Below are 21,336 nucleotides of genomic sequence, written 5' to 3'. Positions count from 1 at the left end.
TTTTCTGGGTTAACAATACGATGATCCGCGTAGGGAATTATGAAGATATCGCAGCAATCTGCCCTTTCAGTAGCCCCAACTTTTCGAGGGCAACTATAACCGCTGCCGTCCGAGTTTGTACCCCTAGTTTCCCGTGAATATGTTCTAGATGTTTTCGCACGGTTCCTTCGCTACATCCGATCACTTTTGCTATGGCGGCATTACTTTTATCTTGGGCAATCCAAAATAGCACTTCTGCTTCCCTTTTAGTCAGTCCCAACAATTCTAAGGCCGCAATCGAAAAAGAGGGCAGTTCTTGTTCTTCTAAGATTAGGAGAAACTGTTCTCCGATAAGAGTGGGAATCAGAAAAATGATTAACTGTCGTCCCTCTTGTTCTAGGCGTAAGGGTGAACAGGAAAAGGCTTGCTCATCCTTGGCTAAGAGTCGGGCAATCGGATGTTTAAACCACTTTTGCAAGGGTTCTGGTAAGGTGTTCGGGGTATGGGAGAGGGAATACTGGTACAGCAATTGTTCAGATCGTTCCGTAAGCATTTGCACGCTTCCAGCTATATCCATGACTATTAAACCTATCTGCTGGCAAAATTGGGGTAATCGTGGCGTTATTGCTTTTATTTGATTATATTTGTCTTTATTGTTTTCTGGCTCTCTCTGTGGGCTAGATAGCAAAGCTGCGAGACAACGATCACAACTTACTGAGAGCTTTGGCATCAATCCCATAAATTTCTCCACTATTCAAATAATTATCACAAAATCCATCTTTCTGCCCTAGTGGTGACGCTCTTATCTCAAGGCCTAGTGCTTGCTCAGAATATCTGTACTTTTAGAAAGCAGCAAATAGGCAACAGAAAATTAGGAAACAAACAAGAAAATATCTATGTCATCAACATCAGTCGCAGTGACAGAATTCCTGAAAACAGCCCCCTGTTAACTATAATTTCCTTTCATAAAACGCCAATTCAAGTCTGAATTACATGACTGTCTGCTCTATCCTCATAGAATACCTCATTCGGGTTACGATAGTCAAGACATTTTCGAGGACGATTGTTAATCAAGTTTACGGCTCTTTCTACCTCCTCAAACTTGGCTAAAAATACCTCTAAAGTTCGATTTATTTTTTGACGTAGCTGTGCTATAAGGTGATGAATTATCCCCATTAAGTTAGGATATTATCCAGGTCTTGCTAGGGATGTGATCGATGAATTTACTTAAAGATAAGCAGAAAATTCGTTTTGTTGACCTTTTTTGTGGTTTGGGAGGGTTTCGAGTCGCTATTGAACAAGTTTGTCGCCAACAAAACTTAGAATCTGATTGTGTCTTTTCCTGTGATATAGATAAAGACGCTCGGGCAATTTATCACGCTAATTTTGGCGACCAACCCCAGGGAGATATTACCGAAATCGCCGCCCTAGATATTCCCAATCACGATATTTTAATGGCAGGATTTCCCTGTCAACCTTTTAGTATTTGTGGTGATTTAAAGGGATTTGAAGATACCAGAGGCACGCTATTTTTTGAGATTGCCCGCATTTTAAAAGCCAAACAACCCGCATCATTTATTCTGGAAAATGTCAAGCAATTGCAGGGACATCAACAGGGAAAAACCTTAGAAGTTATTCTCGATACTTTGCAAGATTTAGATTACTATACCGATTATCGGGTTTTGAATGCGCTTAATTTTGGTTTACCGCAAAAACGGGAACGGATTTTTATCGTTGGTTTCCGAGAAGCGCGGGGTTTTATCTGGCCAAAACCAGCTTTATCTAGAACAACTTTAACGGAAATATTAGAAGAAAATGTCTCGGATTTTTATTATGCTTCCGCAAGAATTCAAAAAAGTCGCTTCCTGAAAAGAGAGGGAAAAAAACCTTATAGTGAACCGACCATCTGGCACGAAAATAAAGGAGGTAATGTCAGCGCTTATCCCTATTCCTGTGCCTTGCGAGCAGGAGCATCCTATAATTATTTGTTAGTGGATGGGAAAAGACGCTTAACAGCAAGGGAAATGCTACGTTTACAAGGTTTTCCCGATGATTATCAAATTGTTGGCAGTTATCAAACTATGCGAAAATTAACGGGTAATAGTGTAGCGATTTCCTGCGTAGCTGCTGTGGTTAATTCTGTGATCGAGTCTTTGTTAGATGTTGCTCAAGCATCAACTAATTCATTCTCGTTCAATCGAACAACTTAATTAAGTTTATTTTCGACTCAGGAGTTTTAGATAGTGGTGATTATTCAAGACGCTTTTAATTCCCTATATAGACAGTAAAAGCCTAGGAGATTATAGCTTGTTTGAGTCCTAATTTATGTCTCTAAAATTAGCTGACCCATTGCCTTGAGAATTTGGAGCAGATTAATGGCTGATTCAGGATACATTAAATTAAGTTCTGGCATTATCTGATAAGTGGGGTTAGTTTCTTGTCTGAGACAGACGAACATATATTGTAAGCCATTAGTCGCTAATCCCCAAACTGAGGGTTGTCTTTCTAAGCTATTGTAGGCATAAGTCAGTAATTGAGGTAATCCCTGACGTACTTCGATTCCACTCTCTTTAGCTTCAATTACTAAAATACAAAAAGGGATATTATTGACAGTTGATATCGAATTATTCACCGTGACAATATCAAAGCGTCCGCTAATAGTTTTATCTTCATCGACAAGGATAATATTATCAATCCCTTCTTCAACCCTAATCTTAATCGGATAACGATAAAAACCAGCTAACCGCAATAAGGGAAATAGGGTTAAAACTTTCACTTGTCCTTCTGATGCTTTATCTTCCATCAAATAGGGTCGAAAATCGTTGCGGATTTGAACAAGTTCTAATTTTTCTGCGTCGCTGACGGTTTCCAAAGCTAAAAGCTCTGTAAATGAAACATCCTCAAGCTTTTCTTGGAAATGGAGATGACGTTGAACATCAGCAAGGGTTAGTTTACTCGTTTTGAGGGTAAGCATTGATTTAGCAAGCAGTACAGCGCTGTTTCCATGATAGCGGAAAATAGGTTTCTCGGCTGTTCTTGCTAACAAAATAAGCCAAGACAGAAACACAAATTTAAGAATCAAGTTGCTGCGTGGGGTGCGGATTGTTGATTTGGTTTTTTTAACAGAATTGGTAGCCTTCTAACGCACTTTACACTCGTCGGCGATCTACGATCAAGTTATTTTTGAACGAAAAGCACCCCAAGGTCATATTTCTTGTAGTTAGAGGTTTGATTAGGTTGGGGATGGTGGCATGGGATTGGAATGGGGAGAAGTGGGGTGAACTTAGGCTCAAACTCCTTCTCCCTGCTCCCTTCTCCCCTATAGTCTTAACGAGTAATTTAGATAGTCAACAGCTTACCAAATTTAGGTTACACTTCCTCTTGATGGGAAAGACTGTATCTTGAGAAAATAATTGGGCTAAATAGACCCGAATTTAGGGGGTATTTTCTGGAAAAGAATCACTATAATTAAATAAAAATGGTACGCTATTTTTTCCCGATCCATCCATGACTAAAACCCGGGGCATTTGCGCCCCACCTTCGCGCCAAGCTTCGATCGCTTCTTTCTGTAAAACTAATCCTCCCCCCTGTTCTTTTAAAGTTTCTGCTAATAGTCTTTGTGCCTCAGCTTTCCCTTTAGCGCGATTAATTTCTGCCTGGGCCTGTTGTTCTGCTTCTTGGGTGATATAAACGGCTCTTTGGGCGCGTTGTTCCGCAATTTGTTTATCTTCGACAGCCCGAGCAAATTCTGGAGAAAAATTCAAATCTACCACACTGGTATCTAAGACTAGAATACCATACTTTTCTAACCGAGTCGATAGGGCATTATCAAAGTCTTCTTTTAACTCACTGCGTCGAGTAATTGCCTCCTCTACTGTTCTTTTAGCGGCGGCAATTTTAAAGGATTCTTGGGTTTGAGGGGCGATAATTTTAGCGACAATATTTTGTAGGGTACCTTGGGTTCTTCTAATTGCCACTACTTGAGTCGGATCAAGACGAAAATTAATCGCAAAACTAGCGGATAAATTTTGTAAATCTTTAGTGGAACTTTGGGCGGGAACTTCAAATTTTTGCACCGTAACATCGTAGATATCGACACTAGAAACAAAGGGAGGTTTAAAGTGAAATCCCTCCAATAAAACCCCGTCCTTAGCCTTTCCTAACACACTTAAAACTCCCGCTTGTCCGGGGGTGATAATCACATAGGCATTAAAGGCCGCTAAAATGACAATAGTGGCCAATAATCCCCCGATCAGGGAAAGTAAATTAATAGCATCTTTCTGGTTCACAGTTTATACTCCTTGATGAGCGACTAAAGCGAGAATTTTTACCGCAATTGCTTGATTGACAGGCATCACTGACAGACGATTTCCTGTCCTTACTAATAATAATTCATCGGCCGTAAAATTTTGTTTTAAAATTCCCAGGGGCAGCAGTTGGGGAAAAAGGCGATCAAACTCAACTTTAACCGTCCACCAGCGCGGGGAATCTGGGGAGGATTTAGAATCATAGTAGGGACTATCGGTATCGAATTGTGTGGGATCGATCATATCAGTTTGCACCACTCGCATCAAGCCGACAATCCCCGGCGGGGTGGTATTAGAATGATAAAAAAAGGCTAAATCTCCCCGTTTCATCTGACGGAGAAAATTGCGCGCCTGATAATTTCGCACTCCCTCCCAAATAGTTTGACCATCTTTTTTTAAATCCTCGATACTATAGACATCGGGTTCCGATTTCATTAACCAGTAATTTAAATTCATCATTTATAGTTGTGATTAATTCACATAAGCTCAAAAATATTTTTAGCCGTTCCTGTCAGCCCTGTCACCATAGGGTTAAATATAATTCACTTTGACTGCTTTTGTAGTTCTATTCAAACAATTATTGAGGAGAATGTATCTAAAAATACCTTTGTTAGCGGCAATTTTTAAGGACTATGAGCGTTCAAGTCTAGCTATTCTTGGCAACCGTCAGTTTTTCCCTATAGGTAAAAATAATTTATTCTCGATTATTAAATCGCTCAAATAAGCTGTAAAATAGGATACATTGCTCTAAAAATCTCTAGCCAATCCATAGATTATCGGTGTTCCAAGCCACTCGCCGCCGTTTAGCCTTATGGTACACTGTTGTCACTGCCATACTACTGCTTTTTCTCGCTACGGCAATGTATTTTTATGTGCGCCATACCCTAGTGGATCGCATTGATGATACCCTCAAACACATCATTGAGGTGGTAAATCGTTCCCTCGTGATCGAATCGATTCCCCCGGATCAAGGACGTTATCGCGTCGATCCCCTCGCAAGTTTTCCCAGTCAGGGTAAATCCGTCGAGGACGATCATATAGATTTGGAATGGTTTGATCCCCAAGGTAATCTACTTTGGTCAACTCTGGCCGAATCCTTAGATATTCCCCTCCATCCCCACCGTCAAGGGGAAACTATTCGCTTATCCGATAATCGTCTGCTGCGACAAGTAACCGAAAGGGTGGAAATCGGTCATTATGTTTTGGGATATCTGCGGGTAAGTCATCCTTGGTTTGAGGTGACAAAACCGATTAGACAGCTATTATGGGATTTAATCCTCGGAATTTGCCTGATGATTGCTAGTGTTGCCTGGATTGGTTGGTTTTTGTCCGGTTTAGCCATTCAACCAGTAAAAGAGTCCTATCAGAGTTTAAAACAATTTACCGCCGACGCTTCCCATGAATTACGCAACCCGATCGCCACTATCCAAACTAACGTGCAAATGGCGATCGCCTATCCCCAAACTGGCCATCAACGCTTGCAAGTGATCGAGCGTTTAACGGAAAGATTGGGCAATTTAGTCAATGATCTGCTCTTTTTAGCCCGTTCTGATAGTGGCATCGTCCAACCGATCGAGCAAGCTGTACCTTTGGATGCTTTATTGATGGAAGTGGTGGAAGAACAGCGTTTAATCGCCGATAAGCAGGGAATTTCCCTCTCTTTGTCGATTGTGGAACCGGACCAAGAGGATTTTTCCTACAGCGATGAAATGTTTACTATGCAGGGAGATTGGGATCAATTAGCCCGTTTATTCACAAATTTAATTTCTAATGCCCTAAAACACGCTTTTTTGCCCGAATCTGAGCCTAAAAATGTGGCAGTGGAATTGGAAAAAAGTAAACGCGATCGACAATCGGTGTTACTGGTACGCATCAAAGATAACGGAATCGGTATTCCCGAGGCTGCTTTGTCCCATATTTTCGATCGCTTTTATCGTCTCGATCCCGCACGACAAAATTCCGCCACTTCCGGGGGAACAGGATTAGGATTAGCGATCGCTTTAGCGATTACCCTCAGTCATCATGGACAAATTAGCGTCGAAAGTCAGATCGATCGAGGAACAATCTTCACCGTCAGCTTACCGAAAAGCCATCAACGGGAGAAAAAAACCGAAAAGTCAGAAGCTTGACACTTCTGACCTTCTTTTCATACCCCCAAGGGAATTCGAATCCCTGTCGCCTCCGTGAAAGGGAGGTGTCCTAGGCCACTAGACGATGGGGGCGTGGATTTCAGACCTTTTTAAATATAACAATAATCTTTCCGGGAGTCAAGGGTTTTGGCCAAAATTTTTTTAATCCCGTCCTTGCACAATAGGATAGTCTAATTGAAGATGTTATCGCCCAAAATCCATGGCTGCCGATCCCTATAAAAGCCGACTGTTCAACCTGATCAACCGTCGCTTGATCCGTCTGAAAGATAACCTCGGCCGCGTCTCCCGTCGCGGTCAAAATGCGATCGCTATTGCCCTGCAAATAGCCCTCTATCCCGTCTATTTGCTGGTACAATCCCTGCGGATGACGGCTAATCAATTGGGGAACAGTCTCCAGAAACAATTATCACCCCCCGGCAAAGAGGGGACGGATGCGATCGAAGAATTTCTACAGAGCTTATCTGACCAAGAAACGCCATTTATTGGCATAGCAGCCGATCTAGAGGATCAAGCTTTAGTTTTCGTCACTAACGATCACCAGACTGTCAAAATCACCGATAATCAAACCCAAAGACAAATAGAAAAACAAATTAGGAGGGCACTGGCTAACTACGCCCTCGAAAAACGGAAAATTAAGCGATTAAATCCTCAATATCCACCTTTATTACCGAATTTTACCGACAAAAATCCTGTCTTGCCTCCGATCCGTTGGTTTTGGAACCTACTACGCTGGGAACAACAGGGACAAATAGCGATCGCCATAAATCTCTTCCAGGAATCCCATCTCGTCAAAACCCCGACACCACCCTCCTTACCACTGCCTAATTTAAATTCTCAAGCGATTTTAGAAGTTATTGACGAAAAATTAGCAATTTTCGAGGCTAAATTTCTCGCTATCTCCCCCGCAATCCCCAGCAGTGTTAGCCACACCTCTAACCCCCCTTCCGATCTCGTTAACCAGTCCCCGACTCTGGAGAAAAATTCCTCCTATCTCTGGCGACTTTATTGGTTAATTTATGCGGCGATCGAGCATTTCTGGGCAAAAGAGAAGAATAATTTAGAATATAGTGCTGATTCCCCCGCTTTATCGGCAAAATATCCCTTGAGTCTTCCTAATTCTCTGCTGATCACCTTCAAGCAACGTCTCCAGGATTGGCTAGAAAAACAAACCCAAGCGGATCCCTTCACGATCGGCAAACTCATCCAAGCGGCGATCGATCACTTCTTTTCCTCTCGCCAATCCCTGACATTTTCCGCCGTCAGCGAGCAACCATGGCTAGAATCCGCCGATATCTTGGCTATTTCTCCCCAAGACTCCGAAAAACCGCGCCTTAACCCCGCTTATCCCCTTCCCCAGTCCCCAGGCACACCAGTCGAGCCTCATAGCACAAAAAAAGCTTTTAGTCAAGAAAAACAAAATAAATCTTTACAAAAAATCCCCCTGGCCGCCGCTGAAATTACTCCTGGAGAATCCCCCCCCGCAACCCAATTAGATTCCCGCTACGCTAGGGAGATAATTCAACCAATTAACGAAGAATGGTTAGAAACCGAATCAACCCCCGTCGGCTACGTTAAACACCCCTTAGAACGGATTTTAGAGGGATTAGATGCGATTATTTTATGGGTGGAGGAATTAGTTATTAAAATTTGGCGTTGGTTGCGGTACAATCGACGCATTTCTAAATTACTCAAACGCAAACGCTAAATCGATCGGTTTTGGGTATAGTCGATCGGTTAGTCTTTCTGTTGTGAGAAACTTGAGACTATAATTTATCGACAAAAATAAGCTAAACTAACGGCAAAGATAATAAGTTTTGATTTTTTTCCTTGGCATTACTTATGGACGGTATCTGTACCCTAGCCAATGATCGGGTTTACGATCAATTAGTCGCCCTACTCAACAGCATCGAGGTCAATGGAGGAAAAGCTCTTCCTGTTTGTGTCTATCCCTACGATGACAACACCGAACGTATCAAGGCGGAAATTGCTCAACGTCCTAATGTAGAGTTATTTGATAATCAGGAAATTATCGAACGCTGGGAAAATTTCGCCAAGTCGATTTGGGATAGCCACCCGCAAGCCCGCGAACGTTGGTTGAAATCGGGTTGCACTGACCGATATTATCGTATGGGAATGCACCACCGTTTTATTGCTTTTGATAGTCCCTTCGAGCGTTTTATCTACATGGATGGGGACACCTTGCTACTCGATGCCATTGATAAAATCTTCGCTATCCTAGATAGGCACGATTGTGTTGTTTATGACTTTCAGCATAAAGATCCCACTCATGTCTACGAAGTTTCTCAACCAAAATTATTCGAGGTTTTTTCCCGTGATCGTATCGAAAAGGAGATTTTTTGTGCAGGTTTCTACGCTTCTAAAACTGGTTTATTCGATGAAAATCAGCGCGATTGGCTCATAGAACAATTGCGAGCAGGAGAAGCGGAAATTCTCTATCCGATGGCTCCCGATCAAACTATCGTCAATTATATGATGATGCGCTCAAATTTTTCTATATATAATCTAGCTCTTCAATTGCCTAAAGAAGAACGCACCGGCTGCTGTGTCACCTCTCCCCATTTTCAGGCTTTAGATAATATTCTTTACGACAAGGGCAACCGCTTGACATACCTTCACTACATTGGTTTATCTTCCTCTCTATTCACGCGACTTTGTAGCGGTGAAAATCTCGATTTTCCCTATCGAGATATTTTTTTGCACTATCGTTATCTCTACGAACCTAGTCAACGTCCTATATTTACCGATAGTCCCAAACCCTATCAACCACCTACCCCAACCTTTTGGCAAAAAGTAACCAGAAAACTCGGTTTAGGAAAATAATCATTAAGATTGAGAAGATCAAGGCCAGAGTTACTAGGGGTTCCACCGGTATAGATTGTATCAGACTTATCTGAAATGATCCTAAATCCGGTTATTAAAGACTGATTATTTATCCACCCTTTTGCATGAGTGCATGAGTGTCTTTTGCCTGTCTTCATAAGTAGCCTATACTCAACGGATTTAGTATGACTATCCCTTTTGAAGGACTAATCTTCTCAGCATTGATAATTGAGCGGTAAATCTCTTGTATAAGAAGAGTCCAGGCGAAAAAAAACCAAAAAGTAGCGGAATGTATAGCGCGCCACTACATCTCAGAAAAAACCTCTTACAATAGAGACAAAAGTGATCGGAGATCAATGGGGGTGAACGTCATGTTAGTGATTTTAACCGACGAACACATTCTCGATACGGGTTCTGTCTGTCAGGGCTGTCTTTTAGCCAACCAGCAGGGGCAACCCCGGTGGCGAGAGGGTAAACTAGGCTGTGGTCACTCCTTGGGCAAAGGAGGAAGCCAACAGCCCAATCTCTACGAGTGTCAGATGGGCTTTACAATTGCTAATATTGAAGGCTAATCGGACTTTTTAAATGCTAAACTTAGAGTTGAGTTAGGGGGGTTTTCTTGGGACTCGGAGGAGAGAATCAAGGCTATTACTAATCGCCAATTCAGTTTAGATACAATGACAATAATGGCTGAGGGTTTCGTAGCATTGATCGTAGGCTTTTTGGGCTTGGGTTAAAACAGCGTCGGAAATTTCTATATCTAATTTTCTTGCTTGTTTAATAATTTTACCCGCTTTGATATTCTCGGAAGAATCTCCTATACCGCGTCTGCCAGTGGTTTTTAAAACTCGATATTCTTCAGAAAATCCCGTTTTAGTATCGAGATGACTCTGTAAACTATTAAAGACCAATTGACTTTGGTTTAATACCTGATCATGGGTGATAAATAAACTCTTTTCTTTGCTGTTAATTAATCGAGCATAACTTTCTAAGGTGGCTAAACGACTGGTATAATAACCCAGGGCGTGTTGCTCGTTTTGATGGGGTTTAATATCTAGAATACTAGCTAAAGTGCGCTGCGGTTCTCGTAGTAAAAATATGGTCTTAACTGGATCAGATTGCAAAAGACTATGATCTAAAAACTTCTGATTGTGAAGAACTTTATCTAAAATATATTTATGATTCATGTTTAAATCTTTTAAACGCCAGTAGAGTTGAAACATTAAAGTTTTAAAATCCTGTTCACTCTCATAAACCAGATGAGTTTCGCCAAAACCGATAATTTCAGGATTAGAATTGAGGATATGGGTCAATAAAGACGAACCCGATCGCATATGGCTAAGAATAAATAAAACCTGATAGGGTTGGGGACGAAAGAGAATTTTATAGGGGTCTTTGGGTGTATCAATGCGTACCTGAAAATACTTATAAGTTAAACGATGGGTTAAACCCTGCCAAGATTGGGGTAAGCGATCGAGGGCTATAGTCATAGGTTAATAAGGAATTGTGTCAACTTGTCGCTAAGATTCTCTTATAATGTATCCCATTTAAGACCCAAACAAAAGTGAGGTTTATACAAAATGGGATTGCCAAGTTGTTCGCTCTGGTTTTTTACGGCGCGAACCGATGTCTGGTTTATGATGAACACTATTCCCCATCTAGTCAAAATGAGTCAGTTTCCCTTCGAGGAAAAGGTACTCGCTATTGACACGGCCTCTTTAAGCGGGGAAAAGGTTAATCGCCCCGGACTGGGTACAATGGAGGAGTTAAGAGCCTGTGGTGAAAAATTAGTTAAAGATGGCATAATCGATCGCCTAGTGGATTTTAACTACGATCCCAGCTATCGTCAGCGCATCTATCAAAAGCATTTCGGCAGTCCCCTCCGTTCCACCCATAACTACAAAGGTTATCCGATTTTCGGCTCGATCTTCAAAATCGAGTCCTGTCGCAGCGATTATATGGTCCATTATGACAGTGACATGATGCTCTACCAAGAACCGGATTACAGTTGGATCTGCGAAGGGATCGAGTTAATGGAAACCCATCCAGAAATGATGTTTGTGCGTCCTTTGTCCGGTCCACCGCGGCCCGATGGTACGATTTATTCTCAGCATCCTTGCACGAAAAATCCCGATGGATTCTATCAATTTAAATTTTTTGGTAGTCGTGCCTATCTACTTAATTGTCGTCGCTACGATCGCCTTTTACCGATCACCCCCCTCTGGCGCTCTTATAAAAATACCTTTCTCGATCATTTACCCGATGGTTTAAAAGCTTGGGGGAATATTTTGACTGGCAAAGGAAAACTCGACTCTTGGGAAATTATGGTTTCTCGCTCCCTAGAACAAAGCAACTACTATCGCGCCACTCTCACCAATGCCAAGGGTTGGACTCTGCACCCCAACGAGCGCTCTGCCGCTTTTAGGCAAGCTTGGCCGACTATTATCGAAAAAATCGAAGCGGGTATTTACCCACCGACCCAAGCTGGTTACTATGACCTGATCCCGGAATTATGGTATTAAGAAGTCGTTTTATCTCCATCTCGTTAAAATTACCATAGATGGAATCGATCGAGAAAAATATTCATGAAAACCACCCGCTATTTTCAAGAACAAGTCTTGCTCAAAAGACCCTATCTTAAGCGAGAGTGGTGTCAAGAAGCTATACAGAATCCAGTAAGACGAGAAATCGAACAGAATGGACGCATTCGTCATTGCAGGGTGAGTGCATCTCAAACGCTATTGACAATTGCCTAATTTTGTGAACCGCTGGCTCTGTGGGCATTTCAAGTGATACCAGTCAATCAGAATAGTTACGAACTCGACCCATTTGGTCGATTTTTGCTTAACAATTGAGAGGGCAAATTCTACCCAAATATGCCCGAATTGCGGGTAAGCAACTCAGATAAAGTTCATTTTGTGAAGGATTGTTAAAATGCGCTTACCCTAGCCTTTTGTGAGTTAGAGTTAGATCGAGCATCTTGCTTAACCATAGAGAAACTTATTTTTTTATTGCCATAGTAGGAACAGGAACATGAAGAAGCGTTGGCAGAAATTTATCATCTTGATTTTAGCGGCTTTTTTGATTGCCATAACATACTTGCCCAGTTATTCGGCTACACAAGACGCTCTATGTTCTAAAAAAGGTCAAGACGATGTATGTCTAGATGAGCAATTTCTCTTTCACTTGAAGCCAGAAAAGCTTATACCACTTCCACTATCATCTCATGAGCATGGAATCGATGATAAAAAGCGCAGAGATATTGTTGAACAAAGAATCAAAAACATTGCTGATGATTTCTCAATCGAAGTTGATTCTATTCAAGTTAAGCCATGGAACCAAAAAACCCTTGTTATTGTCTCAGATGATGATGTAATCTTGACCTTGACGGATGCTGATGCTGAACGAGCAGAGAGCAACAAAGAAAACTTAGCAAAACTCTATCTTGAAAAAATCAAAAAATCGGTTAGGGAATATAGGAAAAAAAATTTTTATCAAACCCAAGCTATATCTAAATGTTCAGAAATACCGCCAAAAAAAATACCACAAAGTTCTGGGAAAGTTTGTCTTGAAGATCAATTTCTTTTTATTGTTTACAATCGAGACAGGGCATCAAATATAAGTAAAAATATTCAGGAAATTGCTAGTAATTATTCAATCCTAACTAATCCTATTATTGTTACTGATTTCAATGGAGAAAATCCGAATATAGTCTCAAACGGTCAAATTATTTTAACAATAACCAACGAAGATGCCAAGTTAGCTGGAGTGGAAGCTAAAAATAAGAAAAAACTAGCAGAAGTTTACCTTTACAGAATCAAAAGTGCTATTCAAGAATATAGAAATAGGAATTTTAGTAATTTGGGGTTCTGGTCTTTTTGGGCTGTCATTATTGTCGTTAAATTGATTCTTTTCTTAATTTTTTTAAAACCTTTCTTGATTTTTTTAAAAGCTGTTAAAAGCAAAAATCTCATTGAGAATTGGAAACTTAAATCGGATAATTTGATATTTCTACTTATTTTGTTGATTTTTTTGATTTTGCTAAAGCAACTATCAGTAAAATTTTTAGAGGTTACTTTTTTAGATATTGCTGGTGAAGGTGCAGTAGTTGTTCTTTTAAAGATTATTGGATTTTTGCTCCTCGTGGTACTTCTTTATTCACTATTTAACTGGCTGTCTGGTAAGGGAGCGGGAGGTGTAGCTGTTGTCCCTTTTGAAGATAGAACTACAAGTAAATCTAATGGTGAAAATTCAAACAAGGGTGACGAGCTAGGTAAAGCTATTACTGATTTATTTGTTGCAGATTTAGATCAAATCAATCAACTTTGTCTCTCGGCTAAACCTCAGAAAAATACTTCTTCTGGTGTTTCTTCTCCGTTAAGAATAGATGCACAAGAAAACTGGAGTGCCAGTGATATGGATTTTTTCACAATTAAATCTTTTGGTCTCGGATTTATACAATTAGACTTATCCGTTGGAAAATTACTTATCTTCTTAAAAAAAATATGGCCCTTTGGAGGTGTTGAAACTGTTATTAATGGTAGCATCCAACACTGGAATACAAAAAAAAGTTTAATTGTTCAATTAAAGTCTCCTCTAAAGTTCAAGTTAGTGCAAGTTAATTTTGACTATAATGATAGCGATTTAATGTTGAATAAGGTTAAGGAACTAGCTTATCATATTGCTTATGAAATAGCACCTAATCAGTTTTTAGCTCAAACGTGGCAAGAATTTGTATATAAGCTTGGCAACATATATTTTGAGCTAGGAAAATATGAAAAGGCATTGAGCCTATATGAAGAATCTTCTCAATACGAACCTAATTTATGGCAGCCTTATCATAACGCAGGAGTTATTTATTTATACAGCGATCAACAAGACTTAATTGACTATGACAAAGCTATTGACAAATTCCAGAAAGCGTTAGAAAAATTCCCTGAATCTTCTATATCTAAGAGCGGACTGGGATTAGCTTACTTTTTTAAGGCTACTTTAAGTAACTACCATGATGAATTTTGGCTCTTCTGGTTTCTGTGTGAAAACGAGGTCTATACCGATAGTTTCTCCTGCAAAATAGCCCTTAGTTTCTCCTGCAAAATAGCCCTAAAAGTTTTGACTGATAAGCAATTTCACGATTACATAAGCAAAAATTATCACACAAAGTCGAGAAGAGACGAATTTTTAAGAGAGGCTGAAGAATCGATTAACGAAGCTATTGAATTTGATAGCACCAACGCTAGTTACTATTGGAATCTAGGTTTAATTAGGTTTAGTCAAGGTAATTTGACAGGAGCTCACCAAGCCTGGAACGATGCCAGAATAAGAATACCAAACGATAATACAACAAAAAATAAATTATCTATTCATATATACGATTGTGTAATAAATACCTCGTCTGGAGAACAGATAGATAGTCCAGATAGACTTTTAAAATCCAGAGACGTCTCCGAGCAAAAGAGTTTTCTTAAATTAATTGTCAAGGATTTAAGAATGCTTAAAAAAATTACAAATAAGGAAGATTTCGATTCTCTAATTAGAACTCTCCAAGAAGCTATAGAAAAGCCAATGGTTCAAAGGAATCTTTTCCAACAAGCTTGGGCATGGCTTTCGGAGAAGTTCCAACAAGCTTGGGCGGCTTTCGGAGAAGTTCCAACAAGCTTGGGCATGGCTTTCGGAGAAGTTCCAACAAGCTTGGGCATGGCTTTCGGAGAAGTTCCAACAAGCTTGGGCATGGCTTTCGGAGAAGTTCCAATCATTTCCGCCATTGTATACAATTTTATTAACACTAGAATCGCTAACAATTCTAATATTGCTTATAATTATTATTTACTGCTTCTCAAAGTAGTTTTGGAAAGAAGAATTAATTACCGTAAGGGAGAAGCCGATGCTGTCTTCAATTTGACTTGTTTAGAGACTGCATCATTGCCCATTAATACAGAGAAAACTAGGCTCTCCTAGACTGGTTATAGCAAATTACATTGACAACCTGAAAATCGGTAAAACCCGACACCCGACACCCTGCCACCTAGAAAAACTTTTTCAGCAAACCCTATTGAAACAGGAGATGAAACAACCCAAAAGAAAACCCAACCACCGCGATGGGAAGATTGGGTTTTCTGGTTATCAATTGATTTTAAGGGGCCAAAGCGTTACCGCGCAGGAGAGAACCGATAGTTTTAGCGGTAATCTTCATCTGTACGAGAGGATTAGCGGGAACAACGGTTTTATAGAGATAACTGTCAAAAGTCATCTTCTGTACGTCCTTATCGGAACACATTTCCACAAAAGCTTCCCGGGTGGCATCGGTACGGTAGAAAACCCGTTGCAGGATATCTAATACCAGATAGGTCATACCGTATTTCTTGTCCCAACGCTTGAGGTAGAGTTTCAATTCGTCCTCTGTGGGAATACGTTGGCCGCCGTTAGTGACTTCGACAATGGTTTCCGCACACATCCGCGCCGATTTAGCGGCGAAATAGATGCCTTCTCCCGAAGACTTGGTAACTGTTCCCGCAGCATCGCCTACGAGGGCCACGCGACCGACTACACGACGAGGACGGGGATGTTCGGGGATGGGGTGAGCCTCCACGCGGATGATTTCGCCCCCTTCCAGACGACGGGCCGCGCGAGCGCGAATACCAGCTTGTAGGTCTTTAATCATGGCTTTATTGACCTTCATTGTGCCAGTACCGACGGCGACGTGATCGTATTTGGGGAATACCCAAGCGTAGAAGTCGGGGGATACGTCTTTTCCTACATACATTTCGGCCAGGTCTTCGTAGTAGGCCATTTTATCTTGGGGGAGACGGATGCGTTCTTGGAAAGCGATCGCATAGTTGTAATCCCCGGCATCAATAGCTTTGGCAATGCGGGAATTAGCACCGTCGGCACCGATAACCACATCCACCTTCAGAGATTTCATTTCCCCTTGGGAATTGCCGTGGGAGTGATCGGCGTAGTGTAGGGTGTAGGGATCGGTGCTATTGGTGGGAATGTCGAGACCGTAAACGGTTCCGTTGATTAAATGCGCTCCTAATTTATGGGCGCGTTCTCTCATAAAACCGTCGAGGACTTCCCGACGACACATTCCGATATATTCGTCTTGATTATCGAGATTAATATCGACTTCGACGTTAGAGGGGGAGATCATTTTCATTTTTCTCACCCGGCGATCGATAATTTCAGGAGGTAGGTCAAATTCGCTCACCATACAGAGAGGAATCGCTCCACCACAGGGTTTAGCATTATCTAATTTGCGTTCAAATAAATAGGTTTCAATGCCTGCTTTAGCTAATGTTTCTGCCGCCGAAGAACCGGCCGGCCCTGAACCCACAACAGCGACTCTTAACACTCAGGTTTTCTCCTACATACTTACGAGCGAGTACGCTTTGCAGTGTACCACAGGGGTTTAGCCGAAAGGAACGATATCCTCCGATTCTGCCCGATCTTGCAACAGTGCTTAACATCCTCTGTTACAAAAGTTTATTTTACTGCCCGTAGATGTTTTTTTATCGATGTGTTGTATTGTGTTACACCCGTAGAGAAAAAAAGTGCTAAACCCCTCTCCCAAACTGGGAAAAGGGGATAGGTGCGAGGATTGTTAAGCTCTTGCTTTCAACCAATCGCTAATAGCGGGGGGTAAATCCCGTTGCACTTTGCCACTGACATACATTCCGATATGTCCGACCGGGAAAGCACAAGCGGTATAGTCAGAAGTACCGATATAATTCCCTAAAGCGAGGGAAGAAGCGGGAGGTACAAGGTGATCTTTATCCGCGTAAAGATTGAGAATTGGCATGGTCAGATTGTGTAAATCTACCCGTTTATCTCCTAACATCACTTCCCCTTTAATCAGTTTATTTTGCTGATAGAAATCCTTGAGAAACTGTCGGTAGGATTCTCCTGCTTGGTCGGGACTATCAAAAATCCATTTTTCCATACGCAGAAAATTAACTAATTTTGATTCGTCTTCCATGATGTCAGGAAAATCGAGGTATTTCTGATAACCTAACTGCAAAGGTTTCAATTCCAGAAACTCTAAGTTGAGAAAATCTCCCGGGATATTGCCCATAGTATCTACCATTAAATCGATGTCTAATGCTTCGGCTCCCAAGGAACACCCCCCGCGCATATTTAAGAGGGTCTCGGTTTGATAAAAGTCCACTGGTGTCACCATTGTCACCAGATTTTTTACCTTATCGGGATAGAGGGAACTATAGCATAAACTAAAGGTTCCTCCCTGACAGATTCCTAACAGATTAATTTTGTCGAGATGGTGACTTTGACGAATAAAATCGACGCAATTATCCACATAACCATTGATATAATCATCAAGGGTTAACCAGCGATCGCTTCTGGTGGGATAGCCCCAATCAATTAAGTAGATATCTAAGCCTAATTTCAGCAGATTTGCCACTAAAGAACGCCCTTCCTGTAAATCTACCATGTAGGGACGATTGACCAAGGCATAAACCATCAACAAGGGAATCTCGAAGGGTTTTTCGACCACGGGTTTAAAGTGGTAGAGAATGATTTTATCTTCCCGATAAACTGCTTCTTTTTCCGAGACTCCACACTGAATATCTTCTTCTTTAACTCGTTTGAGATTGTCTAACCCTTTGAGATTTTTCTGAGTTAATTCTAGATAATCTTGGGTAAAATCTTCCAGTTTCACTTGCGTCAAAAATGGCCACATAATTTAATTCTCCTAGGGAAGTGGGGATTTTTCAGTGAGCAGTGAACAGTAAACAGTAATCAGTGAAAAGAAAGTTCCGAAGTTTTCACCTAACACTATATACTGAAAACTGCAATCCGATAACTGATAACTGATAACTGATAACTGATTGTCAAGCACAATTAACTAATTGTTACTTTCTACTGCTTTTTTTTCTCCTAAAGTTTTTTTGAGACTTTTTACCTCTTTGCGTAATTCATAGATAGTCCGATGAATTTCATCGACTTCGCTGCGGGTAGGCAGATTCATTGATCGCAGGTAAATTTCCATTAAATCCTGCTGTTTGAGGCGATAATCATTGAGGGAATTAATAAATTTTCCCCGTACTTTTAGGTTTTCTGGTTGACAAAAAGCCTTTTCAAAAATATCATCGGCGACGACACTCCACACATCTTGAAATTCTCGCCAATTCTTGACAGGTTGACCTTTTTCTGCTAGGAAAACTAATTTTTTAGTTAAAGCTTCAAAGGATTTAACTTGAATATCAGCCAGCACAATTTGATAGTTAATACTAGCCTGATAAAGAATGCGCCAAGTTTCAAAACTATCGAGTAATTTGCGGTTAAATTCTCGCGGCAATCCCAATAAAGGCATCTGTAACCATTGGCCAAAAGTTTCATCATAAAACTTCTGCCAATAGATATTATTGAGTTCGATCAAGGAAGAAGTATTACCTAACCAAGCTTTGGTTATTGTGTCATTTGACAGGACGAAAGGATCGAACCATAAATGATTGAGACTTTGCAATTGTTGCAGGTAAATTGTCCATAGTTGACTGACATCTTGACTACTTTGGGAAGTGGTAGTAGTAAAACTATTCAGTTGACCGCGCATCTGTTGGGTATAATTATCTAAAATTGTTTGCCAGTCTTCTCCTGTTTGCATTTTTGGGAAGATACTTTCCCAAGCTTCCATCGATAATTTTAGGAATTTGATCAATAAATCCCGATTATCAAAATAGCGCTGGGTTGCCTCTTGCAATTCTGGTTTAATATTGCCCATAGGAGTCGGTATCGCCCCCATCATATTAAACCAACTTGACCACATTTTTGCCCCAGTTTCCGTCCAAAGATTGACGTAATCGGCGGCCATCTCGCTCCAAGCTTGTGTCGGTTTATCCATTATTTTTGCCCTTTTCCTTTAACGCTGATTTCGCTAGTTTACTAACCCACCCTACACCCGATAACTGATAACTGATAACTGATAACTGATAACTGATTAGGTGTGATGGGCCCCATTAACTCTGAGGACTTCTCCAGAGACATAACTGCTGGCAACAGGAGAGAGTAAATAGGCAGTTGCCCAGGCGATATCTGCGGGTTCACCGAAGCGACGACAGGGAATTTCGGCGGTGATTTTATCGCGAACTTTATCGGGAATCGCTAAAGTCATTTCCGTGTTAATAAACCCCGGCGCAATCGCATTGGCGCGAATATTATAACGGGCAGCTTCCCGGGCCAAGGATTTGACCAAACCGATAACTGCCGCTTTTGTGGCTGCGTAATTAGTTTGGCCGGCATTACCGCGATCACCGGAAATAGAACTAATACAAACGATCGATCCCGCTTGTCGTTGGTACATTCCCTCAATAAACGGCTTAATCGTGTGATTAACCCCTTTTAGGTTGACATTAATCACTAAATCCCAATCTAGCGGCGTTAATTTAGGGAAAAAGTTGTCTCTGGTAATCCCCGCGTTAGCGACGATACCGTAAACCGGCCCCAATTCCGCTTCAATTTGTTGAGCTGCCGCTTCCATCGATTCCAACTTAGTCACGTCGGCCACAATGCCTAAACCCTGGGGATTATCCGTGGCTAAATCCGTGTAGGCCACCTTGGCCCCCAAATCTATCAAAAGAGAGACAATAGCCGCCCCAATGCCTCGATTTCCGCCGGTAACGACGATAACTTTCTCCTCTAGTCCCAGAGATACCATAGCTTTTTCCTCCTAAACTCTTTCAATTGCGATCGCTGTTCCGCCACCGGTCCCATGACAGATGGCCCCCATACCGAGGGTTTTATCCTGTACTTTCAACGCGTTAATTAACGTCACCAGAATCCGCGCGCCGGAAGCGCCGATAGGATGACCCAAGGCGATCGCACCACCGTGAACGTTTTGTTTTTCCCTAGCTAACCCCAGATCCATCTCAAAAAGCAGATTATTTAAGGCAAAAGCTTCGTTATTTTCCACTAAATCGAAATCTTCGATCGTTTTATCTAAAGATGCCAGTAATTTTTTCACCGCGAGGACGGGGAATTCTGGGAAGCGCTCGGTTTTGCCAGCACCCACAGCGCCGCCAAGGATTTTGGCAATTGGTTTTAAACCGTACTGATCCACAGCTTTTTGACTGGCTAAAAGGATAGCGGCAGCCCCATCGGAAATCTGACTACTATTGCCTGCGGTTAAAACTCCCGACGGATTAAAAGCCGGCCGCAGTTTTCCTAAACCTTCTGGGGTACTATCGGAACGAATACCCTCATCTTGAGCGATAATTGTGGAACCTTTCTTAGATTTAAGCTCAATTGGCACGATTTCACCATTAAACCAGCCTTTTTCTGTGGCTGTGGCCGCTCTTTGGTGGGATAAGGCGGCAATTTCGTCTAATGCTTGCCGAGAAACCCCGCGATCGAGACAGAGGCGATCGACTTGGGAACCCATGACCTCAGCCGTGGTAGCATCGGTTAAGCCATCGTGCAGTAATAGGTCGGTTAATTGTTCCGGCGCACCCATGAGGAATTTATAACCCCACCGGGCCCGATGGGAGAGAAAAAAGCCAGTTTGGGACATGGATTCAATACCACCAGCGAGGACGAGATCCGCTTCGCGTGCGCGAATTGAGGTGGCAGCGTTACTAACGGCAATCATTCCCGAAGAACAAACCATATCCACCCGATATCCGTCCACGCTTACGGGAATTCCCGCTTTAATCGCCGCTTGCCGGGGAATTAACTGACCATGACCCGCTCCCAAAACATTGCCGAAAATGTACAAATCTAGGGCTTCTGGGGGCAAATTAGCGATTTCTAGGGCGGATTTCATCACTGTTGCCCCTAAATCGGCCGGGGATAATCCCATCAATCCCCCACCAAAACGACCAATTGGAGTCCGGACTGCGGCCACGATATAAACTTCTTGCATAGACTTCTCTCTATTGGGAAGCGAAGATAATAGATAGAATTTGCTTAAGAATATCGAGTCCGAAAAAATCAAAATCCCAATTTACTGTCATTGGTTAAAAGTTTATGGCCTCGATGCCTTGAGTTTTTGTCTATCTACCCTCGATTTTGCAACAGAATTTCTGTGTAAGAAGATATATTCATTAGAA

Annotated in this window: 18 protein-coding genes, 1 tRNA gene and 1 pseudogene; 8 read left to right on the top strand and 12 right to left on the bottom strand. The window is 41.6% G+C overall.

Features of this window, described 5'->3' with window-relative positions; genetic code table 11:
* Positions 1-37: 37 nt before the first annotated feature.
* Positions 38-532 carry a response regulator transcription factor gene (locus tag EWV68_RS20860; protein WP_287170913.1) on the bottom strand — a complete coding sequence of 165 codons (495 nt, stop codon included), beginning with the start codon at positions 530-532 and terminating at the stop codon, positions 38-40.
* Positions 533-957: 425 nt separating this feature from the next.
* A pseudogene (locus EWV68_RS20855) lies at positions 958-1,083 on the bottom strand (IS30 family transposase); the annotation flags it as partial.
* Between the two features lie 113 nt (positions 1,084-1,196).
* Between EWV68_RS20855 and EWV68_RS20850 the strand changes: the two are divergent.
* Positions 1,197-2,189 (top strand): DNA cytosine methyltransferase, encoded by a 993-nt coding sequence (locus EWV68_RS20850; protein ID WP_287170912.1) that lies wholly within the window; start codon positions 1,197-1,199, stop codon positions 2,187-2,189.
* A 113-nt stretch (positions 2,190-2,302) separates the two neighbouring features.
* Here the strand turns inward: EWV68_RS20850 and EWV68_RS20845 are convergent, their stop codons facing one another.
* The 3 genes from EWV68_RS20845 to EWV68_RS20835 form a co-directional block, all read right to left on the bottom strand.
* Positions 2,303-2,953, bottom strand: coding sequence for a restriction endonuclease subunit R (locus EWV68_RS20845; protein ID WP_287170911.1), 651 nt, complete (start codon positions 2,951-2,953; stop codon positions 2,303-2,305).
* Between the two features lie 460 nt (positions 2,954-3,413).
* Positions 3,414-4,268 carry a prohibitin family protein gene (locus tag EWV68_RS20840; protein ID WP_002763389.1) on the bottom strand — a complete coding sequence of 285 codons (855 nt, stop codon included), beginning with the start codon at positions 4,266-4,268 and terminating at the stop codon, positions 3,414-3,416.
* A gap of 3 nt (positions 4,269-4,271) precedes the next feature.
* Positions 4,272-4,745 (bottom strand): EVE domain-containing protein, encoded by a 474-nt coding sequence (locus tag EWV68_RS20835; RefSeq protein WP_287170910.1) that lies wholly within the window; start codon positions 4,743-4,745, stop codon positions 4,272-4,274.
* 320 nt (positions 4,746-5,065) lie between these two features.
* Between EWV68_RS20835 and EWV68_RS20830 the strand changes: the two genes are divergently transcribed.
* Positions 5,066-6,415, top strand: a complete 1,350-nt coding sequence (locus tag EWV68_RS20830; protein WP_061432338.1) for a sensor histidine kinase — start codon at positions 5,066-5,068, stop codon at positions 6,413-6,415.
* Positions 6,416-6,435: 20 nt separating this feature from the next.
* Here the strand turns inward: EWV68_RS20830 and EWV68_RS20825 are convergent.
* Positions 6,436-6,508, bottom strand: a tRNA-Glu gene (locus tag EWV68_RS20825).
* A 127-nt stretch (positions 6,509-6,635) separates the two neighbouring features.
* Here EWV68_RS20825 and EWV68_RS20820 point away from each other — a divergent pair.
* From EWV68_RS20820 to EWV68_RS20810, 3 genes are all read left to right on the top strand, one after another.
* Positions 6,636-8,141: a hypothetical protein gene (locus tag EWV68_RS20820; protein WP_061432337.1), complete on the top strand. Its 1,506-nt coding sequence runs from the start codon at positions 6,636-6,638 to the stop codon at positions 8,139-8,141.
* 134 nt (positions 8,142-8,275) lie between these two features.
* Complete coding sequence (locus EWV68_RS20815) at positions 8,276-9,277, top strand: Npun_R2821/Npun_R2822 family protein (protein WP_287170908.1); 1,002 nt, start codon at positions 8,276-8,278, stop codon at positions 9,275-9,277.
* A gap of 371 nt (positions 9,278-9,648) precedes the next feature.
* Complete coding sequence (locus tag EWV68_RS20810; RefSeq protein WP_002735656.1) at positions 9,649-9,849, top strand: hypothetical protein; 201 nt, start codon at positions 9,649-9,651, stop codon at positions 9,847-9,849.
* Positions 9,850-9,945: 96 nt separating this feature from the next.
* On the opposite strand, the gene EWV68_RS20805 is transcribed toward EWV68_RS20810, so the two are convergent.
* Positions 9,946-10,767 (bottom strand): sulfotransferase family protein, encoded by an 822-nt coding sequence (locus tag EWV68_RS20805; RefSeq protein ID WP_061432335.1) that lies wholly within the window; start codon positions 10,765-10,767, stop codon positions 9,946-9,948.
* A 90-nt stretch (positions 10,768-10,857) separates the two neighbouring features.
* Here EWV68_RS20805 and EWV68_RS20800 point away from each other — a divergent pair, with 90 nt between their 5' ends.
* The 3 genes from EWV68_RS20800 (at position 10,858) to EWV68_RS20790 (ending at position 15,235) form a co-directional block, all read left to right on the top strand.
* Complete coding sequence (locus EWV68_RS20800) at positions 10,858-11,799, top strand: hypothetical protein (RefSeq protein ID WP_002763376.1); 942 nt, start codon at positions 10,858-10,860, stop codon at positions 11,797-11,799.
* 63 nt (positions 11,800-11,862) lie between these two features.
* Positions 11,863-12,033, top strand: a complete 171-nt coding sequence (locus EWV68_RS20795; RefSeq protein WP_170915377.1) for a hypothetical protein — start codon at positions 11,863-11,865, stop codon at positions 12,031-12,033.
* Between the two features lie 277 nt (positions 12,034-12,310).
* Positions 12,311-15,235, top strand: coding sequence for a tetratricopeptide repeat protein (locus EWV68_RS20790; RefSeq protein WP_287170907.1), 2,925 nt, complete (start codon positions 12,311-12,313; stop codon positions 15,233-15,235).
* Between the two features lie 175 nt (positions 15,236-15,410).
* Here the strand turns inward: EWV68_RS20790 and chlP are convergent, their stop codons facing one another.
* From chlP to EWV68_RS20765, 5 genes are all read right to left on the bottom strand, one after another.
* Positions 15,411-16,628 carry a geranylgeranyl reductase gene (gene chlP / locus EWV68_RS20785; protein WP_002735532.1) on the bottom strand — a complete coding sequence of 406 codons (1,218 nt, stop codon included), beginning with the start codon at positions 16,626-16,628 and terminating at the stop codon, positions 15,411-15,413.
* 249 nt (positions 16,629-16,877) lie between these two features.
* Positions 16,878-17,972 carry a class III poly(R)-hydroxyalkanoic acid synthase subunit PhaC gene (locus tag EWV68_RS20780; protein ID WP_002795840.1) on the bottom strand — a complete coding sequence of 365 codons (1,095 nt, stop codon included), beginning with the start codon at positions 17,970-17,972 and terminating at the stop codon, positions 16,878-16,880.
* A gap of 165 nt (positions 17,973-18,137) precedes the next feature.
* On the bottom strand, positions 18,138-19,133 hold the full coding sequence (phaE, locus tag EWV68_RS20775) for a class III poly(R)-hydroxyalkanoic acid synthase subunit PhaE (RefSeq protein ID WP_287170906.1): 996 nt from the start codon (positions 19,131-19,133) through the stop codon (positions 18,138-18,140).
* A 96-nt stretch (positions 19,134-19,229) separates the two neighbouring features.
* Positions 19,230-19,946, bottom strand: coding sequence for an acetoacetyl-CoA reductase PhaB (phaB, locus tag EWV68_RS20770; protein ID WP_061432329.1), 717 nt, complete (start codon positions 19,944-19,946; stop codon positions 19,230-19,232).
* A gap of 12 nt (positions 19,947-19,958) precedes the next feature.
* Positions 19,959-21,149 (bottom strand): thiolase family protein, encoded by a 1,191-nt coding sequence (locus EWV68_RS20765; RefSeq protein WP_061432328.1) that lies wholly within the window; start codon positions 21,147-21,149, stop codon positions 19,959-19,961.
* Positions 21,150-21,336: the final 187 nt, after the last annotated feature.

Source organism: Microcystis sp. M_QC_C_20170808_M9Col, from assembly GCF_007095495.1.
GTDB lineage: Bacteria > Cyanobacteriota > Cyanobacteriia > Cyanobacteriales > Microcystaceae > Microcystis > Microcystis aeruginosa.
The sequence above is the reverse complement of the archived record's forward strand: the minus strand, read 5'-3'. Positions and strand labels throughout refer to the sequence as shown.

What these genes read in the sequence shown, in the direction of transcription:
- EWV68_RS20860 (WP_287170913.1), bottom strand. Translation starts at nt 532, where the DNA reads ATGCTTACGGAACGATCTGAACAATTGCTGTACCAGTATTCCCTCTCC.
- EWV68_RS20850 (WP_287170912.1), top strand. Translation starts at nt 1,197, where the DNA reads ATGAATTTACTTAAAGATAAGCAGAAAATTCGTTTTGTTGACCTTTTT.
- EWV68_RS20845 (WP_287170911.1), bottom strand. Translation starts at nt 2,953, where the DNA reads ATGCTTACCCTCAAAACGAGTAAACTAACCCTTGCTGATGTTCAACGT.
- EWV68_RS20835 (WP_287170910.1), bottom strand. Translation starts at nt 4,745, where the DNA reads ATGATGAATTTAAATTACTGGTTAATGAAATCGGAACCCGATGTCTAT.
- EWV68_RS20820 (WP_061432337.1), top strand. Translation starts at nt 6,636, where the DNA reads ATGGCTGCCGATCCCTATAAAAGCCGACTGTTCAACCTGATCAACCGT.
- EWV68_RS20815 (WP_287170908.1), top strand. Translation starts at nt 8,276, where the DNA reads ATGGACGGTATCTGTACCCTAGCCAATGATCGGGTTTACGATCAATTA.
- EWV68_RS20810 (WP_002735656.1), top strand. Translation starts at nt 9,649, where the DNA reads ATGTTAGTGATTTTAACCGACGAACACATTCTCGATACGGGTTCTGTC.
- EWV68_RS20805 (WP_061432335.1), bottom strand. Translation starts at nt 10,767, where the DNA reads ATGACTATAGCCCTCGATCGCTTACCCCAATCTTGGCAGGGTTTAACC.
- EWV68_RS20800 (WP_002763376.1), top strand. Translation starts at nt 10,858, where the DNA reads ATGGGATTGCCAAGTTGTTCGCTCTGGTTTTTTACGGCGCGAACCGAT.
- EWV68_RS20795 (WP_170915377.1), top strand. Translation starts at nt 11,863, where the DNA reads ATGAAAACCACCCGCTATTTTCAAGAACAAGTCTTGCTCAAAAGACCC.
- EWV68_RS20790 (WP_287170907.1), top strand. Translation starts at nt 12,311, where the DNA reads ATGAAGAAGCGTTGGCAGAAATTTATCATCTTGATTTTAGCGGCTTTT.
- EWV68_RS20780 (WP_002795840.1), bottom strand. Translation starts at nt 17,972, where the DNA reads ATGTGGCCATTTTTGACGCAAGTGAAACTGGAAGATTTTACCCAAGAT.
- phaE (WP_287170906.1), bottom strand. Translation starts at nt 19,133, where the DNA reads ATGGATAAACCGACACAAGCTTGGAGCGAGATGGCCGCCGATTACGTC.
- phaB (WP_061432329.1), bottom strand. Translation starts at nt 19,946, where the DNA reads ATGGTATCTCTGGGACTAGAGGAGAAAGTTATCGTCGTTACCGGCGGA.
- EWV68_RS20765 (WP_061432328.1), bottom strand. Translation starts at nt 21,149, where the DNA reads ATGCAAGAAGTTTATATCGTGGCCGCAGTCCGGACTCCAATTGGTCGT.